The sequence below is a fragment of the Dyadobacter sp. CY356 genome (assembly GCF_021440195.1).
Lineage (GTDB): Bacteria > Bacteroidota > Bacteroidia > Cytophagales > Spirosomataceae > Dyadobacter.
Genome location: NZ_JAJTSZ010000001.1, coordinates 442,215 through 466,759, shown reverse-complemented (window position 1 = coordinate 466,759; position 24,545 = coordinate 442,215). Strand labels below are relative to the sequence as shown.

18 protein-coding genes are annotated in these 24,545 nt (G+C 42.9%); 14 read left to right on the top strand and 4 right to left on the bottom strand.

The features are described 5' to 3' along the window. Nucleotides 1-155: 155 nt before the first annotated feature. Together LXL81_RS02010 and LXL81_RS02005 are read right to left on the bottom strand one after the other, a co-directional pair. Entirely contained in the window at nt 156-1,685 is a 1,530-nt protein-coding gene (locus tag LXL81_RS02010; protein ID WP_234645028.1) for a RagB/SusD family nutrient uptake outer membrane protein, read from the bottom strand. A 16-nt stretch (nt 1,686-1,701) separates the two neighbouring features. Then, nucleotides 1,702-4,983: a TonB-dependent receptor gene (locus tag LXL81_RS02005; protein WP_234645027.1), complete on the bottom strand. Its 3,282-nt coding sequence runs from the start codon at nt 4,981-4,983 to the stop codon at nt 1,702-1,704. Nucleotides 4,984-5,462: 479 nt separating this feature from the next. On the opposite strand from LXL81_RS02005, the gene LXL81_RS02000 reads away from it, so the two are divergent. From LXL81_RS02000 to LXL81_RS01990, 3 genes are read left to right on the top strand one after another with little or no spacing between them, the layout of a single operon-like run. Then, entirely contained in the window at nt 5,463-6,623 is a 1,161-nt protein-coding gene (locus LXL81_RS02000) for a glycosyltransferase family 1 protein (protein WP_234645026.1), read from the top strand. Between the two features lie 11 nt (nt 6,624-6,634). After that, nucleotides 6,635-7,621: a lysylphosphatidylglycerol synthase transmembrane domain-containing protein gene (locus LXL81_RS01995; protein ID WP_234645025.1), complete on the top strand. Its 987-nt coding sequence runs from the start codon at nt 6,635-6,637 to the stop codon at nt 7,619-7,621. Between the two features lie 2 nt (nt 7,622-7,623). After that, on the top strand, nt 7,624-8,787 hold the full coding sequence (locus LXL81_RS01990; protein WP_234645024.1) for a glycosyltransferase family 4 protein: 1,164 nt from the start codon (nt 7,624-7,626) through the stop codon (nt 8,785-8,787). A 76-nt stretch (nt 8,788-8,863) separates the two neighbouring features. On the opposite strand, the gene ppk1 is transcribed toward LXL81_RS01990, so the two are convergent. Further along, nucleotides 8,864-10,888, bottom strand: a complete 2,025-nt coding sequence (ppk1, locus tag LXL81_RS01985) for a polyphosphate kinase 1 (protein ID WP_234645023.1) — start codon at nt 10,886-10,888, stop codon at nt 8,864-8,866. Between the two features lie 378 nt (nt 10,889-11,266). Between ppk1 and LXL81_RS01980 the strand changes: the two genes are divergently transcribed. Beyond that, a complete protein-coding gene (locus LXL81_RS01980) occupies nt 11,267-13,015 on the top strand; it encodes an alkaline phosphatase (protein WP_234645022.1) in 1,749 nt (582 codons plus the stop codon). 144 nt (nt 13,016-13,159) lie between these two features. Here LXL81_RS01980 and LXL81_RS01975 read toward each other — a convergent pair whose 3' ends face one another. After that, entirely contained in the window at nt 13,160-13,396 is a 237-nt protein-coding gene (locus LXL81_RS01975) for a hypothetical protein (protein WP_234645021.1), read from the bottom strand. Nucleotides 13,397-13,575: 179 nt separating this feature from the next. Here LXL81_RS01975 and LXL81_RS01970 point away from each other — a divergent pair, with 179 nt between their 5' ends. From LXL81_RS01970 to LXL81_RS01925, 10 genes are all read left to right on the top strand, one after another. Beyond that, nucleotides 13,576-14,427, top strand: a complete 852-nt coding sequence (locus LXL81_RS01970; RefSeq protein WP_234645020.1) for a ThuA domain-containing protein — start codon at nt 13,576-13,578, stop codon at nt 14,425-14,427. Nucleotides 14,428-14,661: 234 nt separating this feature from the next. After that, complete coding sequence (locus LXL81_RS01965) at nt 14,662-14,913, top strand: hypothetical protein (protein ID WP_234645019.1); 252 nt, start codon at nt 14,662-14,664, stop codon at nt 14,911-14,913. A gap of 138 nt (nt 14,914-15,051) precedes the next feature. Beyond that, the gene (locus LXL81_RS01960) at nt 15,052-15,351 is read left to right on the top strand and encodes a DUF3500 domain-containing protein (protein ID WP_310589542.1); all 300 of its coding nucleotides are present in this window, start codon (nt 15,052-15,054) and stop codon (nt 15,349-15,351) included. A 174-nt stretch (nt 15,352-15,525) separates the two neighbouring features. Beyond that, the gene (locus tag LXL81_RS01955) at nt 15,526-16,113 is read left to right on the top strand and encodes an RNA polymerase sigma factor (protein ID WP_234645018.1); all 588 of its coding nucleotides are present in this window, start codon (nt 15,526-15,528) and stop codon (nt 16,111-16,113) included. A gap of 96 nt (nt 16,114-16,209) precedes the next feature. After that, on the top strand, nt 16,210-17,391 hold the full coding sequence (locus LXL81_RS01950) for a sensor histidine kinase (protein WP_234645017.1): 1,182 nt from the start codon (nt 16,210-16,212) through the stop codon (nt 17,389-17,391). Then, entirely contained in the window at nt 17,388-18,092 is a 705-nt protein-coding gene (locus LXL81_RS01945; protein WP_234645016.1) for a LytTR family DNA-binding domain-containing protein, read from the top strand. Before LXL81_RS01950 ends, LXL81_RS01945 begins: the two co-directional genes overlap by 4 nt. Before the next feature lie 153 nt (nt 18,093-18,245). Then, on the top strand, nt 18,246-19,358 hold the full coding sequence (locus tag LXL81_RS01940; RefSeq protein WP_234645015.1) for a DUF3500 domain-containing protein: 1,113 nt from the start codon (nt 18,246-18,248) through the stop codon (nt 19,356-19,358). Nucleotides 19,359-19,469: 111 nt separating this feature from the next. Continuing rightward, nucleotides 19,470-20,708 (top strand): DUF3500 domain-containing protein, encoded by a 1,239-nt coding sequence (locus LXL81_RS01935; protein ID WP_234645014.1) that lies wholly within the window; start codon nt 19,470-19,472, stop codon nt 20,706-20,708. 7 nt (nt 20,709-20,715) lie between these two features. Beyond that, nucleotides 20,716-22,047 carry a HupE/UreJ family protein gene (locus LXL81_RS01930; RefSeq protein ID WP_310589541.1) on the top strand — a complete coding sequence of 444 codons (1,332 nt, stop codon included), beginning with the start codon at nt 20,716-20,718 and terminating at the stop codon, nt 22,045-22,047. Beyond that, complete coding sequence (locus LXL81_RS01925; RefSeq protein ID WP_234645013.1) at nt 22,044-24,302, top strand: TonB-dependent receptor; 2,259 nt, start codon at nt 22,044-22,046, stop codon at nt 24,300-24,302. The genes LXL81_RS01930 and LXL81_RS01925 overlap by 4 nt, the downstream gene beginning before the upstream one ends. Nucleotides 24,303-24,545 lie beyond the last annotated feature (243 nt).

Below are 24,545 nucleotides of genomic sequence, written 5' to 3'. Positions count from 1 at the left end.
ATTTCATAAAACAGCATGGGGTCTGATAATAAACTTATGACAAACTTGCCGACTATTTGTTTACAAACACATGGCATTCATATCAATAAGAAACGGCAGCCGTCACGATTTGCGTCCGGCTGCCGTTTCTGAATTATTAAGTTAGTCAAGAGTTTCTAATAACCCTCATTCTGGTACATTTTAACCGGATCCAGCTTGTTTTCATCAAAAGGTATTGGATAATAACGGTCTTTCAAGGAGAAATTACTAAGCTTTGCGTTTCCAAAATCCTGCTGATTTTTAGACTGCATATAGCTCATCAGTTCCTGGGTTGTGAAAGTTCTGAGCAAATCGAACCAGCGGTGATGCTCGAAGGCAAGCTCTACACGCCTTTCATGCAGGATTGCCAGCTTTAAGGTCGGGTATTTACTGCTGTAAGAAGCATCAAGTTTACTAACTGCATAGGCTGGCATTTTGGCTCTTTCTCTGACCATATCAAGATAAGTGATTGCCTGCGTGTCATTTCCAAGATACATATTTACCTCCGCCAGCATCAAAATCACATCTGCATACCGAATCAATACCCAGTCGTTTCCACCATAGCCATTGACGCCTGCTGTTGTGCTCGCATCTCTGAATTTTGTAATGAACCAGTCCTGCACAGTAACATCACTGGCATATTTAATAGAAAAATCTTTTCTCAGATCTCCCTTTTCATAATCATTGACCAGGTCATGTGTGACGTTGGTACCTGTTCCGGTTGATGGTTTCAGAGAATTAATAGTTTCTCCTTTTGCCTGAGTAGTTGCTGCAATAGTTGAGGAGTAATTCAAATCGCCTTGTTTGTTTACAATCTGAAAGATAAGCTCCGGACAAGTAGACTTTTTGGCTACATCAAAAACATCGGTGTATGGGATTTCCTTTAAGCTGCCAAAGGTTTTCATTGCATAGGCTGCTTCAAGATATGTTTTTGCACTGGCCAGATTAGCTGCCTTTCCTGACTGATCCAGCGTCGTTGCCATAGTCAGATATACCTGTCCCAACAGCGCGTTCCCCGCAGCTTTTGAGACCCTGCCAACATTTGCACCAGTCTGTAAATTAGCAAGAGGTGATGCGATTACATCTTTCAAATCCGATACAATCTGGTTGTAAACCTCTTCTTTTTTGACCCGGGCGGTAAACATTGTTATTTCCTCGGTGGTTTTCAACTGCTTGGTTACCAAAGGCACATCCCCCCATTTACGGACCAGTTGAAAATAAATGTAGGCTCTTAGAAATTTAGCTTCTGCTGTCAGTTTCGCTTTATTTTCGGCATCTGAGAACGTTATGTTGTCAATATTGGAAAGTACAATATTGCTTCGCGTGATTGTTTGATAGAGCGCATTCCAATGATTTTTCAGCCAGGTATTACTTGGCAGCAACGAAAAGTTATTAAATTGAAAAGGCTCTCCTGAATTGGATTGATTGTCATTGGTCCCGGTATCATCAGAGCGTTCGTCGGTATACAGACCACTGTTCTCCCCTACCGCATCTGAGCTCCTTAAAGACTGATAAATGCCGTTTACAGCAAGCTGTATATCGTTTTCTGTTTTAAAATAATCGTCCACTGTGACAGCATTCGGGTCGGACTGCTCCAAAAGGTCGTTACAAGAACTGGCTCCGATCACCAGCATCAGGCTGAACACGGATAAATATATATTTTTCATTTTCATTTCTTCTATTTTAAAAAACAAGTTTAACACCTAAATTATAACCTCTTGCAAGCGGATATACCCCGTAATCAACACCAGGTGTCAGATTTGATCCGTTGTTATAATCTACTTCGGGATTGTAACCTTTATATTTGGACAATGTAAAAGCGTTATTAACACTGGCATAGATCCTTGCATTACTAATTCCCAGCTTGCCGTTTAACAGGTTAGGAATCGTATAACCAATTGTAATATCGGTGCAGCGGAAATAAGTACCATCCTGAATGTAAAATGTAGACAACCGGGTGCTGTTACTTTGCGAGGCACCGCGTGTGGCCCTGTACACAGATCCATTTCCGGGACTAGATTCAGAACGGTACCGCTGATTAACTTCTGTATATTGATTCCCAGATCCTTCAAGGTTAAATAGGTAATAATCCTGACCATCCAGTACCTGATTTTTGTAAGACCCATTAAAAGAAGTGCTGAAATCAATGTTTTTGTAACTACCGTTTAATCCCAGTCCATATGTAAACTTCGGATATGGATTACCAATCACAGTTTTGTCAGCATCGTTCACCACACCATCTTTATTGACATCTTCAAAGTAAAGGTCACCAAGTCTTAGTTTTTGACTGGTGGCTGTTGACGGAGCGACTTCACCTATATTTTCAGGTGTGACAATGCCAAGTACTTTAAACCCGTAAAACATTCCGACCGAGGAACCCTGCTGGGTAATATGCGTTTTATAGGATCTTTCTGCTCCGTTGGTAATAATCGTCCCGGCGCCGCCCATGTTCAGTACCTTGTTTCGGTTAAGCGAAATATTTCCCGTCAGGTTTAATTTGAAATCACGTGCAGAAACAAGCCGGCAATCAGCCTGGAAGTCAAATCCTTTATTTTGTATTTTCGAATCTTTGAGATTGGTAAGGATCGATGAGTTTCCGGCAATCGCTGAACCCGAAATAGCTGAAATAGACTGGTTAAACAAAAGATTATAAGAATTACTAAGATAAACATTGGCCATAAGCCCAAGCCGTCCCTTTAAAAGTGTAATGTCGGTACCTACGTTAAACTGTGAGGTAGATTCCCATCCCAGATTCGGATCTTTGACACCACCAGCCCAAAGCGCAGATGCAATGGTATTGTTTCCAAAAACCACACCACCCGGGGAAGCCATTACTTGCTGGGAGTTGTAATTACCAATGTTGTTATTACCGCTTAAACCCCAGCTCGCACGTAATTTAACTGTTGATTCTGCCCCCAGAAAACTGTGGTAAAAAGATTCATCCGAAATATTCCATCCAGCTGATACGGAAGGAAAATAACCAAAGCGGTTCAACGCCCCGAAACGCGACGACCCGTCTGTACGGAAAGTTGCGGTTAGAAAATAGCGGTTATCATAATTATAATTTGCTCGTCCCAGATATGAAAGCAGTGAGTAAACATATTTTTCAGCCTTGTCAAGCGAGAAAAACGCTGCGTCAGCTCCTTTGGCAGAGATTTCCTGAATCCGGTCGTTTGTGAAACCCTGGGCAGAAACTTTAATCAGGTCACTGCTTGTTTTCTGAATCGTGTAACCTGCCAAAGCATCTGCGTGGTGTTTGCCCCACTGTTTGTTATAATTCAGGGTAAACTCTGCAAGCTGATCAATTTGGGTAATGGTCTGTGCAGTAGCTTTCGCTGCTGTCTGTGCCTGAACCGAATATGGTGCAAAGTTTCCCGAGCTCAGACTGGTCGGCAAATAATAGTTGTATTTTTCATTATAGGTCAGCATACCCAGATTGACCTTGAAGGATAAATCCTTAATGATCTGATAAGTTGCGTTTACGTTGTAGCTGCTTCTGAGCCCCTTCCGGTTAATGTTTGTTTCTGTTGCCTGTGCTACCGGGTTTTCCGGATTCTGGATTCCGAAGTTTCCGGCAGATAACGCGCCCATACCAAATTTTGCAATGCTGCCGTCTGCATTGTGCGATGGCAGAAAAGGAGCATAAAGAAGCGCAGCCATTACCGGACTGTGATCATAGCGTCCTTCCTGGATCTCCTGGTTTTCGTTTTGCGTAAAAGAGAAATTTCCGCCTACTGTAATTTTATCATTGACCTTGCCATCAATGTTTGCCCTAAGGTTGATTCGCTTTTGTCCGGTACCGACGATTAAACCATCCTGATTTTGATAACCGCCGCTCAAATAATAATGAAGATCTTGTTTACCTCCGGAAAATGAAACATTATGTCTTTGGAAAACGCCGTTTCTGTAAAGCTCATCCTGCCAGTCTGTGTCCACAGCAGGTGTGATCATTTGCTGGGTAGCGAAGTTATAAATGGATTCCGGGATCGTGATACTTCCACCGTTTCCAACTCTTTTGGTTCTTGTTGCGTTATCGTCCGATTTCATGGCGTCAGACCATACTGCTCCGGAATTTTCTACAAAATCGCGGTAAGAATTATTTCTTCCGTCAATTACAAGCTGTGCAAATTCTGAGGAGTTCATCAGCTTCACTTTTTTGCTAACCTGATTGAACCCGGTCTGAACATCATATTCCAGTTTACCTTTTCCGTCTTTACCCCGCTTGGTAGTAATCAGAACGACCCCACCCGATGCTCTGGAACCATAAATGGCTGCGGAAGCTGCATCCTTCAAAATGTCGATCGACTCAATATCATTTGGATTGATGAATACATCATTTCCTGCCGGATATCCATCAATCACATACAAAGGATCTGAGTTTGCATTGATCGAGCCTATACCCCTCACACGGATTTTTGTGCTTGTGTATGGCGCTCCGCTCACCTGAGATACCTGCACACCGGCAAGCTTACCAACCAGTGCCTGCCCGATTGTAGGAGCAGCCAAATTCAGTTCTTTTGATTTGACGCTTGAAACTGAGCCGGTAAGATCACTTTTCCGCATGGTCTGATAGCCAACGGCGACAAACTCGTTAAGCATCAAAGCATCCTCTTTCAACGAAATACGGACAGGCTGAACACTGGAAACAACCACTTCCTGGGCAATAAATCCAAGGAATGAAAACACGAGCGTCGAACCCGTAGAAGTTTCAAGTGAGAAATTGCCTTCTGCATCTGTGGAAGCACCTTTGTTGCTGCCTTTTTCAAGTATGTTAACACCGGGCAGCGGCACTCCTCCTTCATCCGTAACCTTTCCACTGACAGTGATTTTCTCTATAATGCCTCCGTGTTTTACAGGGCTGCCAATTGGCTTAAATACCAAATCCAAAGCATTGGATTTTTTAGGCGTAAAAACCAAAATGCCTGCAAGAAACACAGGAATAATAGGTATAAAAATTCTATTCATAATAGTTAATAAAATTGGACAAAATAAATAATTGACAGTTGAGTGAAATACATAAAACCCCTTTACAACAGTATTATCAGAAGCCCAAAGGTATCTGTTGCTTGTTAAGCCACGGAAACCTGAATATTATGAAATATAATTATTTAAATAATACACTTAATAAGATACTACTATAACTCCCTAAAATTCAATTAGGGTTTTATAGTTGAAAAAAGTCGGGTAATAGCCGGTTCATCTTACATTAAGTAGCGACAGAATTCCGGAATGTGCAGCTCATTGAAACAACTTCACATTTAAGTTTGCTTCCTAACCGGCAAGTCAAAGAAAATTGGACATGCAGATTCAATATGTATTTTATTGATCTGTGTGCACCAGACCTTCCATTCATTGTTAAGTAATTGTAATCATTGCATTTAACCTGTTTCAAATTTGAACAGCGGTATATCTTTATGGCTTGGATTAAATCTAAGCACTTCATCATGAAGAAGATCAAAGTCGCGTTTTTTGCCGAAATCCTGATAGAAGATTTCGATGGTGCTTCGCGCACCATGTTTCAGATCATCAAGCGCATACCAAGGGAGGAGTTCGAATTTCTATTTATCTGCGGGATCGGGCCAGCGAAAATTTTCGATTTTGACTGTGTCACTGTGCCAAGTGTTTCGCTGCCTTTCAATAAGAACTACACCATGGCACTGCCCTATTTAGCGGAAACTGAACTAAAAAGAAAGCTTGACAACTTTTGCCCGGACATTGTTCATATTGCAACACCAGCATTTCTGGGGCATTTTGGCCTGCAATATGCAAAAAATCAAAATCTGCCGGTGCTCACTATTTACCATACACATTTCATCGCCTATCTGGATTACTATTTAAGCAAGGCACCCTTTCTGATTGATATTGCAAAAGCAAAATTATGTCTGGCTCAAAAGAGCTTCTATAACCAGTGCGATGTGATTTATGTCCCATCAGAAAGCATTGAAGAAGAAATGTACCAAATGGGGATCGAACCGGCAAGAATGAAGATTTGGAAACGTGGGATTGATACATCACTTTTCTCTCCTGACAAAAAAACTACCGGTTTTGCAAGATCCTTAACACAGAATGATCATCCCATAATCCTTTTTGCAAGCAGGCTAGTCTGGGAAAAAAATCTTGAAACGCTGATCAGGATTTATGACTATTGTCAGGAAAATGAAATTCCTTATAACTTTATTATTGCCGGTGACGGAACCGCAAAAATAGATTGTCAGAGGCGCATGCAAAACGCCATTTTCACAGGCACGCTTGACCACTTGCAGCTTTCGCAACTTTATGCGTCTTCGGATATTTTTCTTTTTACATCAATCTCGGAAACTTACGGCAATGTCGTATTAGAAGCGATGGCTTCGGGTTTACCCTGTGTTATAGCCGATGGAGGCGGATCCGCTGACCTGGTTACCCAGGGAGTCAACGGATTTAAGTGCCATCCTGAAAATGAAGGCGATTATGTTGAGAAAATGCAGATTTTAATAAACGATCCCATGCTAAGGCAGCAGTTTTCAAAAAGAGGAAGGAATTACAGTCTTTGCCTGGACTGGAATAGATTAACCAATCTTTATTTTACTGAAATTCATAATCTTTCCGGGGTACTGAACGTATAGAAATCACTTGAATGAAACCTTTAAAAATCATAACCATATTAATTGTAATCGTTTTTTTTGCTCTTTTTTTAAAGGCTACTGATTTTCAAGTCGTGGCGGTCACAATTAAAAGTTTCGGGTTTCATTTTCTGTATCTTCTGTTGATTACCCTCACGGCCTATCTGCTTGCAACGATTGGCTGGAAATACTGCCTGGGTAAAGAGGTAAAGCAAATCGGAATAATAAATCTATTTGTTATCAGGCATTTGGGCGAGATGTTCAGCATTATAAACCCGGCCAGTGTGATCGGTGGAGAAGCTTTAAAGGTTTATCTTCTTAAAGAAAAAGGCCTTGAAAAAACAACAGTTGTTGCCTCATTATTGATTTCCAGGATACTGATGGCAGCTACACAGCTAGCGTTATTTTTCCTGGCACTTATTCTTGTTTTTCTTCTCGATAATAAACGCATCCCCGGGCTTTTTGAACTGATTACACTTGGCTTTGGAATTGGCCTGTGCATAATTGCAATCGCATTTGGCCTAAGAAATAATTCAGTTTATAAAAAATTGATAGAATACCCGAAAGCTCTGCAGCTTTTCAAATATCTTGATAGGAAGCTTATGATCAGGCCAATAATTTCAGAGTTTAATCTGTTTTTTAAGGCAAACAAAAGGGGTGTATTTCTTTGCATCCTGTTTTTTACTGCCCACTGGATTGTCGGCTCACTGGAAGTATTCTTTATCCTGAAATTTTTTGGAATAAATGCCACTGTACTCCATGTACTTTTTGTAGATATGGGAGTTGTCATTTTTAAAGCGGCCGGTGCTTTTGTCCCGGCTCAGATTGGGGTAGAAGAGTTCGGCAACAAGGTCATGCTTGAACTGATCGGAGTTTCGGACACAGGTATTTGGTTGACTGTTTCAATCCTGAGGCGTTCGCGTCAACTTTTCTGGATACTTTTCGGATTGGTAGTATACCTTTTTTACAACAAAAAAATGACAGCCATTGCTGATGTTTAATCATGGAGATATTGTTTGTAAGTCATAAATTCCCTCCTTCTGTCGGTGGTATGGAAAAGCAGAGTTTCGAATTGATTAAAGGCTTTGAGAAATTTGCAGTAGTACATAGTCTGGTTTATACCGGATCAGGAAGCCGTCTTTTTTTCTTTCTTTCTTTGGAAAAGAAAATTGATAAAATCATAAAAGAATTCCCTTCTATTTCCATAATTCACTTTAATGATGCCTTGATCGCTTCGGTCTGTTTGCTTCACAAACGCTACCGGCACCTGCGCCGGGTGGTCACTGTTCACGGCCTTGATGTGGTTTTCCCCAGCAAAATCTATCAAAAATTTATTTTTCCAGCCCTTAACCGCTATGATCTGATTATTGCCGTAAGTAAGGCCACAGCCGGTGCCTGCATAGAAAGAGGTATCGAACCACAAAAGGTGATTACTATTCCCAACGGTGTAGACCATGCACTTTCCCAAGCTGCCGCTTGCGGACACTTTACAATCAAATTTAAGGAGCAGTATGCTATTGATTTGAGCCAAAAAACTGTGCTCATCGCATTAGGAAGACCGGTGAAACGTAAAGGCTTCAGCTGGTTTTTAGAAAACGTTTTGCCCGGGCTAAATGGTGATTTCATCCTGTTGATGGCAGGTCCATTCCACAGAAAAAGACCGCGGGCCGATATTTTCCGGAGCCTGATACCAGAGAAGATCAGCTCGAAAATTCAGCTGCTTTTGGGTTACCCCTCGGATGAAAATAGATTACGGATCTTACTTGAAAGATCTGAAACGAGAAATAAGGTTTTACATCTGGGCAAGCTTCCGCAGGAGGATCTGGTTCAAATTCTTACATTGTCAGATGCCTTTATAATGCCCAACATCAAAGTCGAAGGCGATATGGAGGGTTTCGGATTGGTATGCCTGGAAGCGTCATTGGCCGGAAATTGGGTATTTGCTTCTGATATTGATGGTATAACCAGTGCAATACATGACGGGCTAAATGGCACTTTACTTAAACCAGAAAACCATGAACAGTGGATTCAGGCACTAAATGTATTTATTAAAGACCCATCAAAATTTGCATCAGCATCGGCCAGTTCCCGGATATTTACCCAGCAAACATTTGGATGGCATAAAATGGTGCAGCAATATGCCGAACAGTTCCACTCGCTGAATTAGTTAAGGTGTACTTTTCGAAAAATATAGCAAGTCAGACATTTATAATATCTTCATTTGAAACCGCTGGATATTTTATTTAACTATTGACAGACTCATGATCAGATAAAAATTTATAGATAGCTTCCTGAGAGCGAATTCCTTTATCTTTTTGAGCAAAGACGTTTTTCATATTTTTATCAAGCGTAACTGCCTGCGCTGTATCCTCCCATTGAAGTGTAATCATTTGCAGCAGCTGCTGTTTTAATCTCTGATCATAAACAGGAAAGATCACTTCGATTCGCTTATAAATATTGCGGTTCATCCAGTCTGCCGAACCCATATATATTTCGGTATCCTCGTTGTTGTTAAAAATAAAAATCCGGCCATGTTCTAAAAAACGGTCAACGATCCGCTTAACCGTAATATTTTCACTTTGCCCGGCCACACCCGGAACCAGGCAGCAAACGCTTCTGATAAGAAGGTTAATTTTCACCCCTGCATTGGAAGCTTCATACAGCCTGTTGATCAGCACTTGCTCTTCCAGATTGTTCAGCTTGATTGTAATTCCGCTGGGTAAACCATTCTTTGCATGAATAATTTCACGGTCGAGCAGCTGTAAAAATCTTTCCTGCAAATTAAACTGAGCTACCAACAAATGCTCAAAAACGATCTTGTCAGTAATTTCCGGTCTTTTCTTTTTGCTTAAAAAACGAAACAGCTTTTTTGCCTCACCAAGCATGGACTGGTGTGATGTGAGAAGGATATGGTCTGTGTAAAAACGCGCAGTACCTTCGTTCAGGTTACCGGTAGCCAGTATTCCCAAAAGTGGATTTACCGGATCTTTTCTTTTTACCAAGGCCAGTTTAGCATGCACTTTAATGGAGTTGACACTATGCACGATTTTCACACCAGCCGTTTTAAGTTTCTTTGACCAACGAATATTATTGGCCTCATCAAACCGGGCTTTCAGTTCTACCAGAACAACAACTTTCTTTCCGTTTTTAGCTGCACTGATCAATGCCAGCGCGATTTTTGAATCATGGGCAACCCGGTACATGGTTGTGTAAATTTCTTCAACAGAAGGATCAATAGCCGCTTCATTAAAAAATCTTAATACGGTGTCATACGTTTGGTACGGAGCATGAACCATCAAATCATTTTTGGCAAGTGTGTCAAATAAAGTCATATCACGGCTGACTCCACGCACCTTCCTGTTTGCCGGCCAGTCCGGATAGCAAAGCATAGCATCTTTTACCGGTAAGGATGCAAGATCCTTTGTATTGTGAAACCTTCCACCTTCCACGACAGAGGCCTGTTTGCAGTCCAGCGCGTCGACCAGAATCTGTAAATGCTGTGCAGATAGTCCCGGCTCATATAAGAATCGTGTAGCAGAACCATACTTTCGCTTGCGGAGCTGCCGCTCTAAAAGCTCGGTCATGTCTTCTCCATAATCCTCAGAAAGATCAAGTTCCGCATCCCGGTTGACTTTAATATTAAAAGATTCAATGTGAGTCGCGTCAGGAAAAAGACTTTTTAGATTTTTTTTGATTACTTCTTCTAAAAATATAATGTGATCGGTATTATCTGATTTAATTGTGATAAAACGATCCAGATGAAAAGTCGGGACGTTTACAATCGCGATCTGTTCTCCTTTTTGCTCAATAGTAAAAAGGACCACCATATAAAGCCTGTCATTAGCGGGAAAAAATGACGCTCCCTTTTCTAACAGAACAGGTTTTAAAAGTCCTGCAACATGGCAGTAAAAATACTCCGTAATCTGATCATCGAGCATTTGTGGAGTTTGATCCTGATAGTAAAAATGTACACCCGACTGTTTCAATTCCGGGATGACTGACTCTATTAAAATCTTTCTGAATTGAATCTGCTGATTGTAAATAATTTTTGCCGCCTTGTCATAAATACTTTTTTTGCCCCGCTGCTGCTTTGCAAGCATAATGGGTATACGGACGCGGTAGAACTCATCCAGATTCGAAGAAAATATGGATAAAAACTTTATTCTTTCCAAAACCGGCACAATCTCCCTGCCAGCTTCAATCAACACTCTTTCATTAAAAGAAAGCCAGCTCAGGTCACGGTCAAAATAAGAGTATTTGGTCATCATGTTGATTAATCAGACATTTTGTAAGGATCATTAATTTCAAAATTTATGGTGCCGTGTCACAGAATCAATTAAAAATGTGCCACCTGAATCTGATCTTTTGGTTTTCCCAAGCTGGGAATAAGTTTACCTGATTCCAGAGTAGGTAAAATTAAAAAGATCAGAATAATGATTTGCTTCGGACAAATACTACATGGAATACGCCTTATCATGTTGACCAAATATAAAGCTGAACGGTTTTATATATACGCAAATTTTACAATGGTTGAAGTACTTTACCCGTACCAAGCAATAATTTAATAGGATCTTAAAACTCTGGTGATTTGCAGGAAATACCGGGGGACTAACTTTATAGATTACAACAACTCACAAAACAGCTGTATGAAAAATAAAAATTCTATTAACCGAAGGGCATTTATTGAAAAATCGGCATTGGGCATTTCCGGGATGATTTTATCATCCGTGCTGGTGGGCTCATGCACCGATCATAACATACCCGACCCGAATGATCCCGGCCAGAAGGGTAGTTTTGACTACGGTGTTGCCAGTTTTGATCCAACAGAAAGTAAAATAATCCTATGGACGAGGGTGACACCCGCTGTAAGCACTGACAAAGTAACGCTTTCTTACAAGCTTGCCACAGATCCTTCTTTCAATTCCATTCTGAAAACTGAAATGGTGGATGCACTTTCGGGTGACGATTTTACCGTGAGCATCGACATCAGCGGGCTTGACTCCAACAAAAAATATTACTATAATTTTACGATCGTTAATACTGCAACGGTTTCAGTGACCGGCGAAACATTGACACTTCCAAAGGCAGGTGAGCGCAGTGAAGTGAAAATGGCAGTATGTTCGTGTTCAAACTACGCAGCTGGTTTGTTCAATGTTTACGGAGCAATGGCAATATCCGACGCTGACGTAATTTTGCACCTTGGTGATTACATCTATGAATATGGTGAAGGGCAGTACGGAACCAATTCCAACACTGCCTCCCTGGGTAGAGCACATGCACCTAAAAATGAAATTCTGAGCCTGGATGATTACCGCACACGTCTTAAACAATATAGAAGTGATCCGCAACTTCAGCTGGCTCATCAGAAAAAACCGTTTATCTGTGTTTGGGACGATCATGAGATCGCCAATGATGCTTACAAAGACGGTGCCCAGAATCACAATGCAGGAGAAGGAAGCTTTGAAACCCGCAAAGCAAACGCAATTAAAGCATATCATGAATACATTGGGGTCCGGACTTTGTCTGATCCGAAAATCTACCGCAGCTTTACTTTTGGAGATATTCTTGACCTTCACATGCTCGATACCCGGGTAATTGGCCGCGATAAACAACTTTCCTACACAGATTACTTTAACAGTAGCGGCGTTCTGGACGCAGCTGCCTTTCAAAAAGACTGGCTGAATACATCCAGAACTATTTTAGGTGCTGAGCAGCTTACATGGCTGGGCAGTGCTCTTCAAGCTGGAAAAGGTAAGTGGCAGGTACTTGGACAACAGGTATTGATGGGAAAAATGTATGTGCCGGCAGAATTACTTATTGGCATCACGCAAATTGTTGGTGAAGCTACGGCATTGGGCTCGGCAACGCCAGCGACTTTTCAAAAGTTTCAGACGCTGCTTTTGGCTTTGACACAGATCAAGGCGCGTTCTCTCGCCAAAGATCCTACATTAACACCCCAGGAAATTGCCAGAATCAGCACAGTATTGCCCTATAACCTGGACGCCTGGGACGGATATCCTGCCGAACGTGAAAAAGTATATGCATTGGCAAAGGGCAAGAAACTTATTGCCTTGTCGGGTGATTCACACAATGGCTGGTATTCTGACCTGACAACAGCAGGCACAGAAAAAATAGGAAAGGAATTTGCTGCTTCCTCTGTAACTTCTCCTGGTTTTGAAGAATATCTGGGGACCGATCCGGTTTCTTTGGCAGGGTTTGAACAGGCGCTGGCACTCCTGGTTGATGATCTGAATTATGTGGACGCTTCCAAACGCGGCTATGTGATGGCAAAATTCACCATAACCCAGGCCATTGCGGAATGGAGATATGTGGCCACGATTTCAACATTGAACACGACAACCACAACAGGACATAGCGAAACAATTAGTTTGTAAACCGGTAGTTTTTTATTTTGGTTAAAAGGTTGCTGCCTGCGCAAGCCGGTCAGCAACCTTTTAACCTTACCTGTTTTTCTTTAACGAGACTCTTCTTTCTGTCCAATAATAACTGTCTCATTTTGAAGTTCTGACTTTGTTTCTTTAAGATTCACCGCTTGTCTCTTCGGAAAAATCATCAGGATCACTCCCGCTTTCAGCCGCTTTTTTTGCAGCCTTCCGCTCTTGTTTTTCAAAGATCATCATCAATCTTTCAGCAAGTTTTCCTCCCGACTTGGCTATTCTGTTTTTTGCTTTGTCTGAAAGCACCATTGAAGATTCCAGCCGGCTTGTTACTGCTTCAACGATTTCGTTTTGCAAAGAATATTTATCGACACTCATGCTGGTATGGCTTTATAAAGTTTGAAGAATCAGATTGCACATCAATTTAAATTTTTAATGTTTACAAACCATATATGAGCAACAAAAAAATAGTGGGTGACCTTAATTCAGTTTTAAATAATACAGTAGTCATTAGATTTTGTGAATAGTGATCTTGTCAGATATATAACGCTGTGCGCATGAAAAAAAACTTTAAAATATTGCTACTTGGTGCAGGTACATTGATGCTGATACTTGTCGCTGCTGCCAGTCTGTTTATTTACAGAATTAAAAATGGCTTTCCGGTAAAATTTGAAACCGATCAGCCTGTGATCAATTTTCCGTCTGCCAAGCCTTCTATACTATTATTTTCTAAAACAACAGGTTACAGGCATTCGGAATCCATCGACGCAGCCAAGCGTGTGTTTCTGAATATGAGCGAGAAAAATGGCTGGTATATCTATGAAACAGAAGAAGGCGGCGTTTTCACCAGCGAACTTTTAAAGCATTTTAAAGTTATAATCATTAATAACGGAACAGGCCGGCTACTGAATGCTGAACAACAAATGGCGGTGAAGCATTTTGTTGAATCGGGTGGCACATTAATGGGAATTCATGGTGCCGGCGATTTCTCCCACGACGACTGGCCCTGGATGAATAAAAATCTTATCGGAGCCAGTTTTTCACATCACCCGCTTCATCCACAGCTTCAGTCGGCGCAGGTAAATGTTGAGAAAGGCATAGATTCTACTTTTACACGTCAGCTACCCGCATCATGGAAGCAAACAGACGAATGGTATATTTACTATTCGAAGCCAAAGGACGCAAAAATTGTTGCATTCATTAATGGCGAAAAGATTCTTCCAAGTGGAAACATATTTTTAATGAACGATAAAGATTTTGGCATGGGTAAATACCACCCTGTTGCCTGGTACCGAAATGTCGGTCAGGGAAAAACATTTTATACTTCAATGGGCCATGATAAAGCAGTTTGGCAGAATAATGACTTTGTTAATTTACTGCAAAATGCCGTTTACTGGTCACTCAAATAATCTGCCGGATTTATCCGTAATTGTCCTAATTATACCATTTTTTGATTGACAATCCCTATCGAGTTCTCTGACCGGTTGCACAGCTTACAAGGTCGCCAGACCAAACCTTTGCTGCAATCATGATATAAATCGAAAAATTTTTCTTCAAAAATATTAATCAAACGGTCATCTGAAAAATCCAAATGTTTTGGTTTAATATGTTAACTTTCCTTAGTTATACAGAACTTCATCATCATGGATCATTTTACAGAATATATTGATACGGTTGCCCGTATGTCAATACTTAAAGCCAAAGCTGCCTTCACTTGTCCTGTTCATCCGGATATCATGATACGGACCGAGAATTATGATACCGAGCAGCGCGCCTATCTGATAGCCCAAAAAACATTGGTTTACAACGACAAAATTGTACTTCTCAACAGAGTAACGAACGCGGTCCGCCGTGACCTGGAATCTGCTGGTGGAAGATGCAATATATGCACCTGAACATAATAAACCGTCGTCTGTAAATCTATTTATTTCACCATTTTATTGTTCACAGTTTTCGTTTTGATTTTCATATCGATTTGACCTTTTTCGGTTTTTGAGTAAACGATAGATCCCCGCGGGTCGCAAATGCGGGATATGTCTATTGTGCTAAGTTCAGCCAAGCAGGCTTTGTTGCCGGACGCAATCAAACTGTACGTCAATGATCTTGACGAAGCGACAGCTGCGACGGTACTGGCCAAGTACACAACAGAATTGCCAAACACCTACATTTCATATTCAGGAACAACGGGCATGTCAACGCAAAGTGACTATGTACGCATTGATGGACCCAATGTATGGATCGAGTTCTCCTATCAAGGCGGCGTAATCATTAAAAATACGCCTCATTCCCACTCAGTTTGGAGAGACCATACAAGTGATTATGGTGGCAAATAAATAAAATATGTAGCTAACAGCATATGCTCATCCGGTAACATACCAGATGGGCATAATGTTGTTAAGCTGCCCAGGAAATTTGATTTTAACCACAACATTCCTTCCATTGGTCACTTCTTTTTCCCACCGATAGTCACAATCGTTAAACTTGCAAAAGTATTTAAAACGAGGTTTATGCATGGTTTTATGCTTCGGGTCATTTTTGATCCCAATAATTTAGAATCTGTTATTGATGCCTGCCTCCAGGGCAACAGATCAGCCCAACGTGAGCTTTTCAAAAAATACTTTGGCTATGGTAAAAGCATTTGCCTAAGGTATACTGCCAGCCCAGAAGAAGCCGAAGAGGTACTTAATGAAAGCTTTTTGAAGGTGTTTAACAGTTTAGGCAGGTATGATCGCTCACAGCCTTTCAAGGCCTGGCTTCGGACAATCCTTGTTCACACCGCCATTAGTAAATATCGCAAAAACCGTAAATACCGGGATTATTACGCCAGCTACGATGATTCTTTTGAATATAGTGCCGATGACGATGTCATTAGCCACATCGCTGCGGATGATGTTATGAAAGTCATTCAGCAATTAAAACCAATTTATAAAACAGTATTTTTATTGTATGTTGTTGATGGTTATTCATTAAAGGAAATATCTGAGCTGTTGCAGATCAACGCCGCTACCATACGATCGCATTTTTCGAGGGCGAGACTGCGGCTGCAAGAATTGATGACCGATCAATATCCGCATCTTCGGCAAAGATGCCGGTAATATTTTATAACTTGATCTAATTTAGAAAATCCAAAAAGCCTAAGTTAAGACTACTTTACTGTTTATGACTGATTTGTAAGAATGAAACCCTTTTTAATGAAAATTGGCACGCCGCTACTGATCGGGGCAGCTTTGGCAGCTCTCCCGGTTCTGTATTTTGTATATAGCGGCGTGAGTTGGCAGCCCCTGGACCCACATGAACATTTGGTCCAGAACGGGCTTGCCTATGTTTTCCTGATATTATTCACATATTATAACCATACGGTTTTTGTGCCACGCTGGTTTTTGAACAAATATTACCGCAAATATTTTTTTATAATGATTTGCTGTATTCTAGGGGCAGTTTATCTTCCCTACCGCATTGAGCAATGGGTATTTTTCCGGCCGCCACATGAAAATACAGTGGCCGGTTGGGCAAGGCAGATATTTTTGGCAGAAATGTTGTTCCCAGTTCCAGGGGGCAAACCATTAAAAAAATCTGGAAATCCGGACGGAGTGCACTTCGGGCCGCCGGATTTACATCATGGCCCTTCATCAAAAGACCGCCTGGGGCCTCCCGTAGCGCCCCATGTTGATGGCCCGCCTGGTACCTCGCTGCTATTACCGGCAAAACTGGCCATCTTTTTCCTGATAGGCAGTGTCAGCTCGCTGATATCGATTCTCATTCAGGCGACAAACCGACTCAGAAAAGTTGAGAATGACCAACTGCAAGCCGAACTTAGGCAGCTTAAAGCTCAGATCCAGCCGCACTTCCTATTCAACACGCTCAATAGTATTTACGCATTGGCAATCCGGGGAGACGAACGCACAGCTGACACGATTGTCCAATTATCAAATTTCCTCAGATATATTATTAAAGATGCCAACCAGGAACACGTTTCATTGACTACGGAAATAAATTATATAAACAATTATATTGGGTTGCAAAAAGCCAGGTTACGCGATGCTGTGCAAGTAGACTACCGGGTGGATGGAGATACAAATGGCTTTCAGATCGCTCCGCTGATCCTTTTTTCATTCATCGAGAATGCCTTTAAATATGGGGTAAATCCGGAAGAAGATTCACCGATTGATATTCATATAAAGATCAACGAAGACGGTTTGGATTTTGTAGTATCAAACAATAAAGTAGAAATAAACCACCTGGAAGCGTCGACCGGCATTGGCCTCAGTAACACAAAAGAACGGCTCAGGCTGATCTATCCGGCCGCACACGAGCTGACCATCGATGATACAGGCAAGAAGTTTCTGGTAGTTTTAAATCTCCGACTTAGATGATAAAAGCTGTTGCCCTGGACGATGAACGCCCTGCGCTGGATGTCCTAGAAACATTTTGTAGCAGGCTGGAATCCATTACCTCCTTAAAATCATTTACCCGGACAGGCGAAGCACGTCTGTACATGGAAAGCAACCCGGTTGATCTGGTATTCCTTGATATCAATATGCCCAAAGAATCCGGGCTGGAATTTGCAAAAACGGTTGGCCGGCAAACCGCAGTTATTTTCACAACAGCATACAGCGAATTTGCCGTTGAAAGTTACGAAGTACAGGCTTTGGATTACCTTTTAAAGCCTTTTTCATTTGAGCGATTTACATCAGCTGTACAAAAGGCTCAGGATCGGGTACAGGCATTGCGGCAGAATGCAGGCAATGCTGCTGACGGAGAACCGGCTCACTTGTTTTTCAGGGTTGATTATGGGTTGGTGAAAATCGAACTTAGCGACATACTTTTTATTGAAGGCCTGGACAACTACTTAAAAATTCACGTCCGAAACGGACGACCTCTGGTTGTGCGTATGACAATGAAAGCAATGCTGGATAAATTACCCCAAACAAACTTTTTACGTGTGCACCGTTCTTACCTGGTAGCATTGGATAAAATCCAGGGTATCCGTAACAAGATTATTGCCATCGGAGATGAAGAGATACCAATTGGCAGCAGCTACGAAAATGAGTTTACAGCCAGGTTTATGAAATAATGTCCATCGCAGCTTTTTCCTGATTGATAACAATAAAATTTTATTAGCCACAACATTCGCCCGATTAGCCACAAGTTTTTCACACTTTTCCACCCCAGCGCGAATCTGAATAAGAAGTACACTTGTACTATTATTCACTTATTAATCAGACAGATGAAAGCGATTTACAAGTCAGGATGGGGCCTGATGCTTTTGACCATTTTCACGTTGGCGTGCAGTTCAAATGACACCGACGTTACGCCAGATACGGGCAGTACTTCGTCTTCGATTACAGCGGCCTTGTTGTCTACGACCAGTACCAACACGTCATGTAGCGGATCAACCGGCGTGGCCAAGGCAGTTTGTCTGGCCGAAGCCTTTAAGGCAACTTTGAGCAGCAGCCAGATTTCGACCATGCAGCTGACTTACAGCCAGAGTAATGCAAAAAAATGGTCTAATCTACCAGCAGGGTTATCAGCCAGGATCGGTATTAATTTGGGATCATTAAGCGATACCCAGCTAGCAGCATTGCGGGATTTAATGGTGGCGTTAACGGATGTAAGCGTAGACAATGAAGGCTACGATGAAATGCTCGGAAACATGGTGGCAGACGATTATCTGAATACAATCGGGGGCGGGTCAGACTACGGTGCGGGTGAATATTACCTGTCATTTTTAGGTACACCAAGTACTACGGGCTTATGGGAGATCCTTTTTACGGGCCACCACTATACCCAACCTTATACATTTAACGGTGGCCAACTCACCGGTGTTACGCCTGCGTTCCGAGGCGTTGAGCCAGCGGCAGCAGTTACGGCCAATGGAAAAACTTACCAGCCTTTCGAGCAAGAAAGGACAACATTTGCTACTATGCTTGGCGGGCTAAGTACTGCCGAGCAGGCCACAGCCAAACTTTCCAGTACTTATTCTGATATTTTACTTGGTCCGGGCAAAGATGGATCCTTTCCATCTTCGAAATCGGGATTACAGGTAGGCACCTTATCAGCCTCCAAACAGGCATTGGTGCTCAATGCTATCAAACTTTATGTGAATGACCTGGATGCAACTTCTGCTGCATCGATTCTGAGCACTTACACCAACGAACTTGCCAGTACCTACATCTCCTATTCGGGAACAACGGCCATGTCATCGCAAAACGACTACGTACGGATTGACGGCCCAAACGTTTGGATCGAATTCTCTTATCAGGGTGGCGTCATCGTCAAAAATACTCCACACCCCCATTCCGTATGGCGTGACCGTACAGGGGATTACGGAGGAAACTAACCTTCCATTTAAATTCAATTAGCTGCTTTAAAGGCTTGCACAGTAACACTTTACCAGTGTGCATTAAGATTAAACTTCTTTTCTTATCAAACCGATAAATAGCAAACAATTATGAAAACACCATTTTCAATTTTCACTCTTTTACTTGGCTTTTTTCTGGCAACCTTCATTGCTTGTAAAGATCATGTTATACCCGAGACAGATCCCGAAGTTTCGGTTGATTCAACGAGCACGACAGTTGATTCGACTGCCATGTCCGTTGATTCGACAGGTATGCCTGATGATTCGATGGGTACTGGTGGTCCTGGCGGCAGTGGTTCTGGTGCATCTGTCGAAACTTCTACTGCTGTGACAGCTGCCATGTATACGATGCTTATGACAAATACGAGCTGTGCAGGTGCTACCGGTCTGGCCAAGGTTGTTTGCCTGACCCAGGCTTTTGAAGCAACGTTGACTACAACCCAGCTATCGGCCACACAACTTCCCTATACACTCGCCAATGCACAAAAATGGTCAAATTTGCCTGCCGGATTATCTGCCCGTTATGGTATCAACCTTGCATCGTTAGATGCATCTCAGCGAACCGCTTTTAAAGATTTGATGCTCGCGGTATTGGCCCTTAATGTGACAGATGAAGGTTATGACGAGATGATCGGAAGTATGGTCGCCGACAATTACCTGGCGGTAAACGGGGGCGGGACCACTTACGGTGCCGGCAACTACTACGTTTCTATATTAGGAACGCCAAGCACCACAGGCACTTGGGAGCTGCTCTTCACAGGCCATCATTATACGCAGCCTTATACTTTCAATGGCACTGGCGGATCCGGCTATACGCCAGCATTCCGGGCGATTGAACCTACATACACCGTCACTGAAAACGGCAAAACTTACCAACCTATGGAACAGGAGCGTCTGGCATTCGCGGCCATGCTGACCGGCCTTAGCACCAGCGAGCAAGCAGCTGCTAAGATAACTTCTACTTTTGGGGACGTTGTACTGGGCCCAGGCCAGGACTGGAAATTCCCAACCACAAAGGTGGGCCTGAAAGTCGGTGGCCTGAGCTCTGACAAGCAAGCACTTGTTCTGAACGCAATCAAGCTTTATGTGAATGACCTGGATGCAGTTTCAGCAGCAGCAGTGTTGGATAAGTATACAAACGAGCTGGCAGAAACTTATATTTCCTATTCCGGAAATACAAGCGTGACCGCTTCAAATGATTACATTCGTATCGACGGCCCAAACGTGTGGATCGAATTTTCTTATCAGGGCGGGGTTATTATCAAAAATATGCCACATCCTCACTCAGTATGGCGAGACCGTACGACTGATTATGGCGGAACTAAATAAATCCACCTTGAAAAGACATTCATTTATCATCAGCCACTGGGACCAGTGGCTAATGATGTTTCTAGTTAGTATCGCATCCTGCCTGATACCTGGCAGATCCCAGGCGCACCCTATGCCCAATTCGGTTGTATTACTGAGGGTACACGCGAATCACATCAGCGCCGAACTTCAGATACCACTGAGTGAGCTTCAGGCGGCGATTGGTATGTCAGTCAACGATTCTTCCGCAGGGCTGATTGAAAGGCTCGGGCAGCCGCTCCGGGCTTATTTAATCAAACATATCAGACCTAAAACAATCGATGGAAAACCTTGGCACATAACAGTTGGGGCCTTAAAGGTGCATGAAACACAAAATGCCATTAACGGCGTTTACCGCGAACTGACTGCCCAGCTGGAACTCACCCCTCCAAAAGGAGCAGACGTCAGGCAATTTATTTTTGATTATGATGCGGTACTTCACCAGGTAGTGACCCATAAAATATTAGTGTCTGTCGGCCAGGATTGGGAGACGGGTAAGCTTTCCGAAGAATCACCCAGCCAGGTTGGGGTTATCGAACTGGATATTGTCAATAACAGGATCTTACCATTAACGATTAGCCTCGAACCGGGAAATATGTGGAAAGGCTTTGTATCCATGGTCCGGCTTGGCATACAACACATTGCCGAAGGTACGGATCACTTGCTTTTCCTGTTGGTGCTTCTATTGCCTGCACCATTGTTATATACACGAAAACGCTGGACGAAATTTGGAGGTATTCGGTATAGTATGTCACGTCTGCTCTGGATCGTTACTGCATTTACAGTGGGACACTCCATTACTCTATTACTCGGGGCATTTGGCTGGGTCAGGCTCCCATCCCAATACATTGAAATATTCATTGCCTTGTCTATTCTTGTTTCTGCCATGCATGCAATCCGCCCGATTTTCCCGGGTAAGGAGACTTGGATTGCTGCTGGTTTTGGTTTGATCCATGGACTGGCTTTTGCAAATACGCTGGCAAACCTTTCCCTTGATGCAGGTAGAATGGCACTCAGCATTCTTGGTTTCAATGTTGGTATCGAGCTTATGCAGCTTCTGATTATCCTGGTTACAATTCCCTGGCTGATCCTGCCAAGCCGCACGCCTGCTTATCGTTTTGTCCGGCTTACAGGCGCATTTTTAGCAGCGTTGGCTGCAATTGCCTGGACTGTTGAGCGTGTGACTGGTAACGCAAATGCATGGGCCGGAATGGTCGAACATGTAGCTGGGTACGCGCCTTATATACTTCTTATTTTGGCTTTGACGGCGCTTTTTTTCACATGGAGGATCCGGCAAACCAAAAACACTGACGTCATATGAAACCGTTATTACTTTCATTTTTATTCTCAATCATTACCTCAATTGCCTATGCGCACCTGGGTTCACTTGAAGGACGCGTGACGGATGCAGGCAGCGGTCTTCCGCTTCGTGGGGTCAGTGTGCAGCTGGTGGGCATAGGAAAATCTACATTGACCGATGAGCTTGGCCGGTACCGGTTCACCGGTCTTGTCGCATCGGGTTATAAGCTGGAATTTTCACACATCGGATATGCACCACAGGTTCAGGATGTTGTAGTAGCCAATGAATTGACCACCAAAGTCCAAATCAAAATGGCCGCATCGCCGGTAACGCTCAGCACGGTGACAATATCCGGTTTGAAAGCACCTGACCAGCAGCTGATCAGCAGTTTGGATATCCGGATACGTCCCATTACCAATTCACAGGAAATATTGCGGATCGTTCCCGGACTTTTTATTGGCCAGCATGCCGGTGGTGGAAAGGCTGAACAGATCTTTTTAAGAGGCTTTGATATTGATCACGGCACCGACATCCGCCTGAGCGTAGACGGCATGCCGGTCAATATGGTTTCACATGCACACGGCCAGGGTTATGCGGACCTCCATTTTGTGATTCCAGAGCTTGTTGAAAACGTTGATTTCAAAAAGGGCCCTTACACCACCGATAAAGGCAACTTTACAACCGCAGGCTGGGCGGACCTCAAAACGAAAAAAACTTTGGAGCATAGCTTTATTAAACTGGAAGGGGGTCAATATGGGACATTCCGTGCTGTTGGCGGGCTGGATTTATTAGGTCAGAAAGGAAAAGAGAAAAATCAATCGGCTTACCTGGCGTCAGAATATTCTTACTCAGATTCCTATTTCGACAATCCGCAGAAATTTAAACGTTTCAACTTACAGGGAAGATATCACGGCCATTTGTCTTCCAATACAAACCTGACTTTGAGTGGTTCGACATTTTGGAGCAAATGGAACCACTCCGGACAAATCCCTGAGCGCGCGGTTGAATCAGGGCTTACTGGTTTTTTTGGATCCGTTGATCCTACCGAAGGTGGCCAGACGAGCCGGACCAATCTCAATGCAGAGACTGTTACTGTAACAAACAGCGGTTATACCATCAAAAACCAGCTTTTTTATAGTAACTATAATTTTGAGCTGTATTCAAACTTTACATTCTTTTTGAAAGACTCCATCAATGGCGACCAGATCCGTCAAAAGGAAAAGCGGGACCTTTACGGCTACAATGGCAGCATTTCACGCACAAACTATGTTAGTAACATCAGCTTCACCACTACGGCCGGCTTGCAATACCGTCAGGATCTGACCCGCGGGACCGAGCTCTCTCACACCAAAAATCGGACAGAAATCCTCGAACGCCAGCAGTATGGCAACATCAACGAGATTAATGCAGCAGCATATTTGGATGAGCTTATCCAATTCTCAGATAATTTTTCTTTGAACGCAGGTGTAAGGTTGGATTATTTCAGAAACCAGTACGAAGATCTGCTGCTGACGACGCCCAAAAAGCAAAGCACAGCTGCTATCGTTTCCCCGAAACTGAACCTCTACTATACCGTTAATCCTGGACTGCAACTGTATTTTAACTCAGGAAAAAGTTTCCACTCGAATGATACCAGAGTGGTTGTAGCGGAAAACGGGCGACAAACCCTGCCGCCAGCCTATGGCTTTGATGCCGGGACAATTTTTAAGCCATTTCCTAAACTTCTGATCAATGCAGCTGCATGGTACCTGTGGCTTCAGCAGGAGTTTGTGTATGTAGGTGACGAAGGCGTCGTTGAGCCCAGTGGTAAAACGCGTAGGTACGGTCTTGACTTTTCCATGCGCTATCAGCTGAGCAGGCATTTGTATGCTGACCTGGATTTGAATGCCGCAAAACCTCGGGCAATAGACGCCGAAGCCGGACAAGATTACCTTCCACTTGCTCCCATCTTGACCTCGGCAGGCGGATTATCACTTAGGAATTCAGGTGCCTGGAGTGGATCACTGCGTTACCGTTACATGGGATCAAGGCCCGCTAATGAGGATAACAGCATTGTGGCCAAAGGCTATTTTGTCAACGATTTGCAGCTCAATTACACCAAATCCCGATATGCGTTTGGATTGTCGATACAAAACCTTTTCAACACACGCTGGAAGGAAACACAGTTCGCAACAGAAAGCCGGCTGAAAGGCGAAACTGCTTCTGTTGAAGAAATCCATTTCACGCCCGGGACGCCATTTGCTGCCAAACTTAGCTTTACTTATTTTCTCAAATAAACGAGCTCAAGGTCGCTCCGGTTATCAGGCCGAACAGTTGAAAGCAATGCTTACAAGCTGGAAGAATATTTGAAGTGACCTGTTGTATTTTAGCTTAATCGTACAAACAAAAATTTCAGTATAATAGAAAATTCATACTGAAATGGTAGAAAAATATTTTGCTAATAAACCATTGTAACATTGCCGGATACTTTAATACCCAAGGACGAGTCCGTTATCTTGTTTTCTGCTAAAAAATTTAAA

What these genes read in the sequence shown, in the direction of transcription:
- LXL81_RS02010 (WP_234645028.1), bottom strand. Translation starts at nt 1,685, where the DNA reads ATGAAAAATATATATTTATCCGTGTTCAGCCTGATGCTGGTGATCGGA.
- LXL81_RS02005 (WP_234645027.1), bottom strand. Translation starts at nt 4,983, where the DNA reads ATGAATAGAATTTTTATACCTATTATTCCTGTGTTTCTTGCAGGCATT.
- LXL81_RS02000 (WP_234645026.1), top strand. Translation starts at nt 5,463, where the DNA reads ATGAAGAAGATCAAAGTCGCGTTTTTTGCCGAAATCCTGATAGAAGAT.
- LXL81_RS01995 (WP_234645025.1), top strand. Translation starts at nt 6,635, where the DNA reads ATGAAACCTTTAAAAATCATAACCATATTAATTGTAATCGTTTTTTTT.
- LXL81_RS01990 (WP_234645024.1), top strand. Translation starts at nt 7,624, where the DNA reads ATGGAGATATTGTTTGTAAGTCATAAATTCCCTCCTTCTGTCGGTGGT.
- ppk1 (WP_234645023.1), bottom strand. Translation starts at nt 10,888, where the DNA reads ATGATGACCAAATACTCTTATTTTGACCGTGACCTGAGCTGGCTTTCT.
- LXL81_RS01980 (WP_234645022.1), top strand. Translation starts at nt 11,267, where the DNA reads ATGAAAAATAAAAATTCTATTAACCGAAGGGCATTTATTGAAAAATCG.
- LXL81_RS01975 (WP_234645021.1), bottom strand. Translation starts at nt 13,396, where the DNA reads ATGAGTGTCGATAAATATTCTTTGCAAAACGAAATCGTTGAAGCAGTA.
- LXL81_RS01970 (WP_234645020.1), top strand. Translation starts at nt 13,576, where the DNA reads ATGAAAAAAAACTTTAAAATATTGCTACTTGGTGCAGGTACATTGATG.
- LXL81_RS01965 (WP_234645019.1), top strand. Translation starts at nt 14,662, where the DNA reads ATGGATCATTTTACAGAATATATTGATACGGTTGCCCGTATGTCAATA.
- LXL81_RS01960 (WP_310589542.1), top strand. Translation starts at nt 15,052, where the DNA reads ATGTCTATTGTGCTAAGTTCAGCCAAGCAGGCTTTGTTGCCGGACGCA.
- LXL81_RS01955 (WP_234645018.1), top strand. Translation starts at nt 15,526, where the DNA reads ATGCATGGTTTTATGCTTCGGGTCATTTTTGATCCCAATAATTTAGAA.
- LXL81_RS01950 (WP_234645017.1), top strand. Translation starts at nt 16,210, where the DNA reads ATGAAAATTGGCACGCCGCTACTGATCGGGGCAGCTTTGGCAGCTCTC.
- LXL81_RS01945 (WP_234645016.1), top strand. Translation starts at nt 17,388, where the DNA reads ATGATAAAAGCTGTTGCCCTGGACGATGAACGCCCTGCGCTGGATGTC.
- LXL81_RS01940 (WP_234645015.1), top strand. Translation starts at nt 18,246, where the DNA reads ATGAAAGCGATTTACAAGTCAGGATGGGGCCTGATGCTTTTGACCATT.
- LXL81_RS01935 (WP_234645014.1), top strand. Translation starts at nt 19,470, where the DNA reads ATGAAAACACCATTTTCAATTTTCACTCTTTTACTTGGCTTTTTTCTG.
- LXL81_RS01925 (WP_234645013.1), top strand. Translation starts at nt 22,044, where the DNA reads ATGAAACCGTTATTACTTTCATTTTTATTCTCAATCATTACCTCAATT.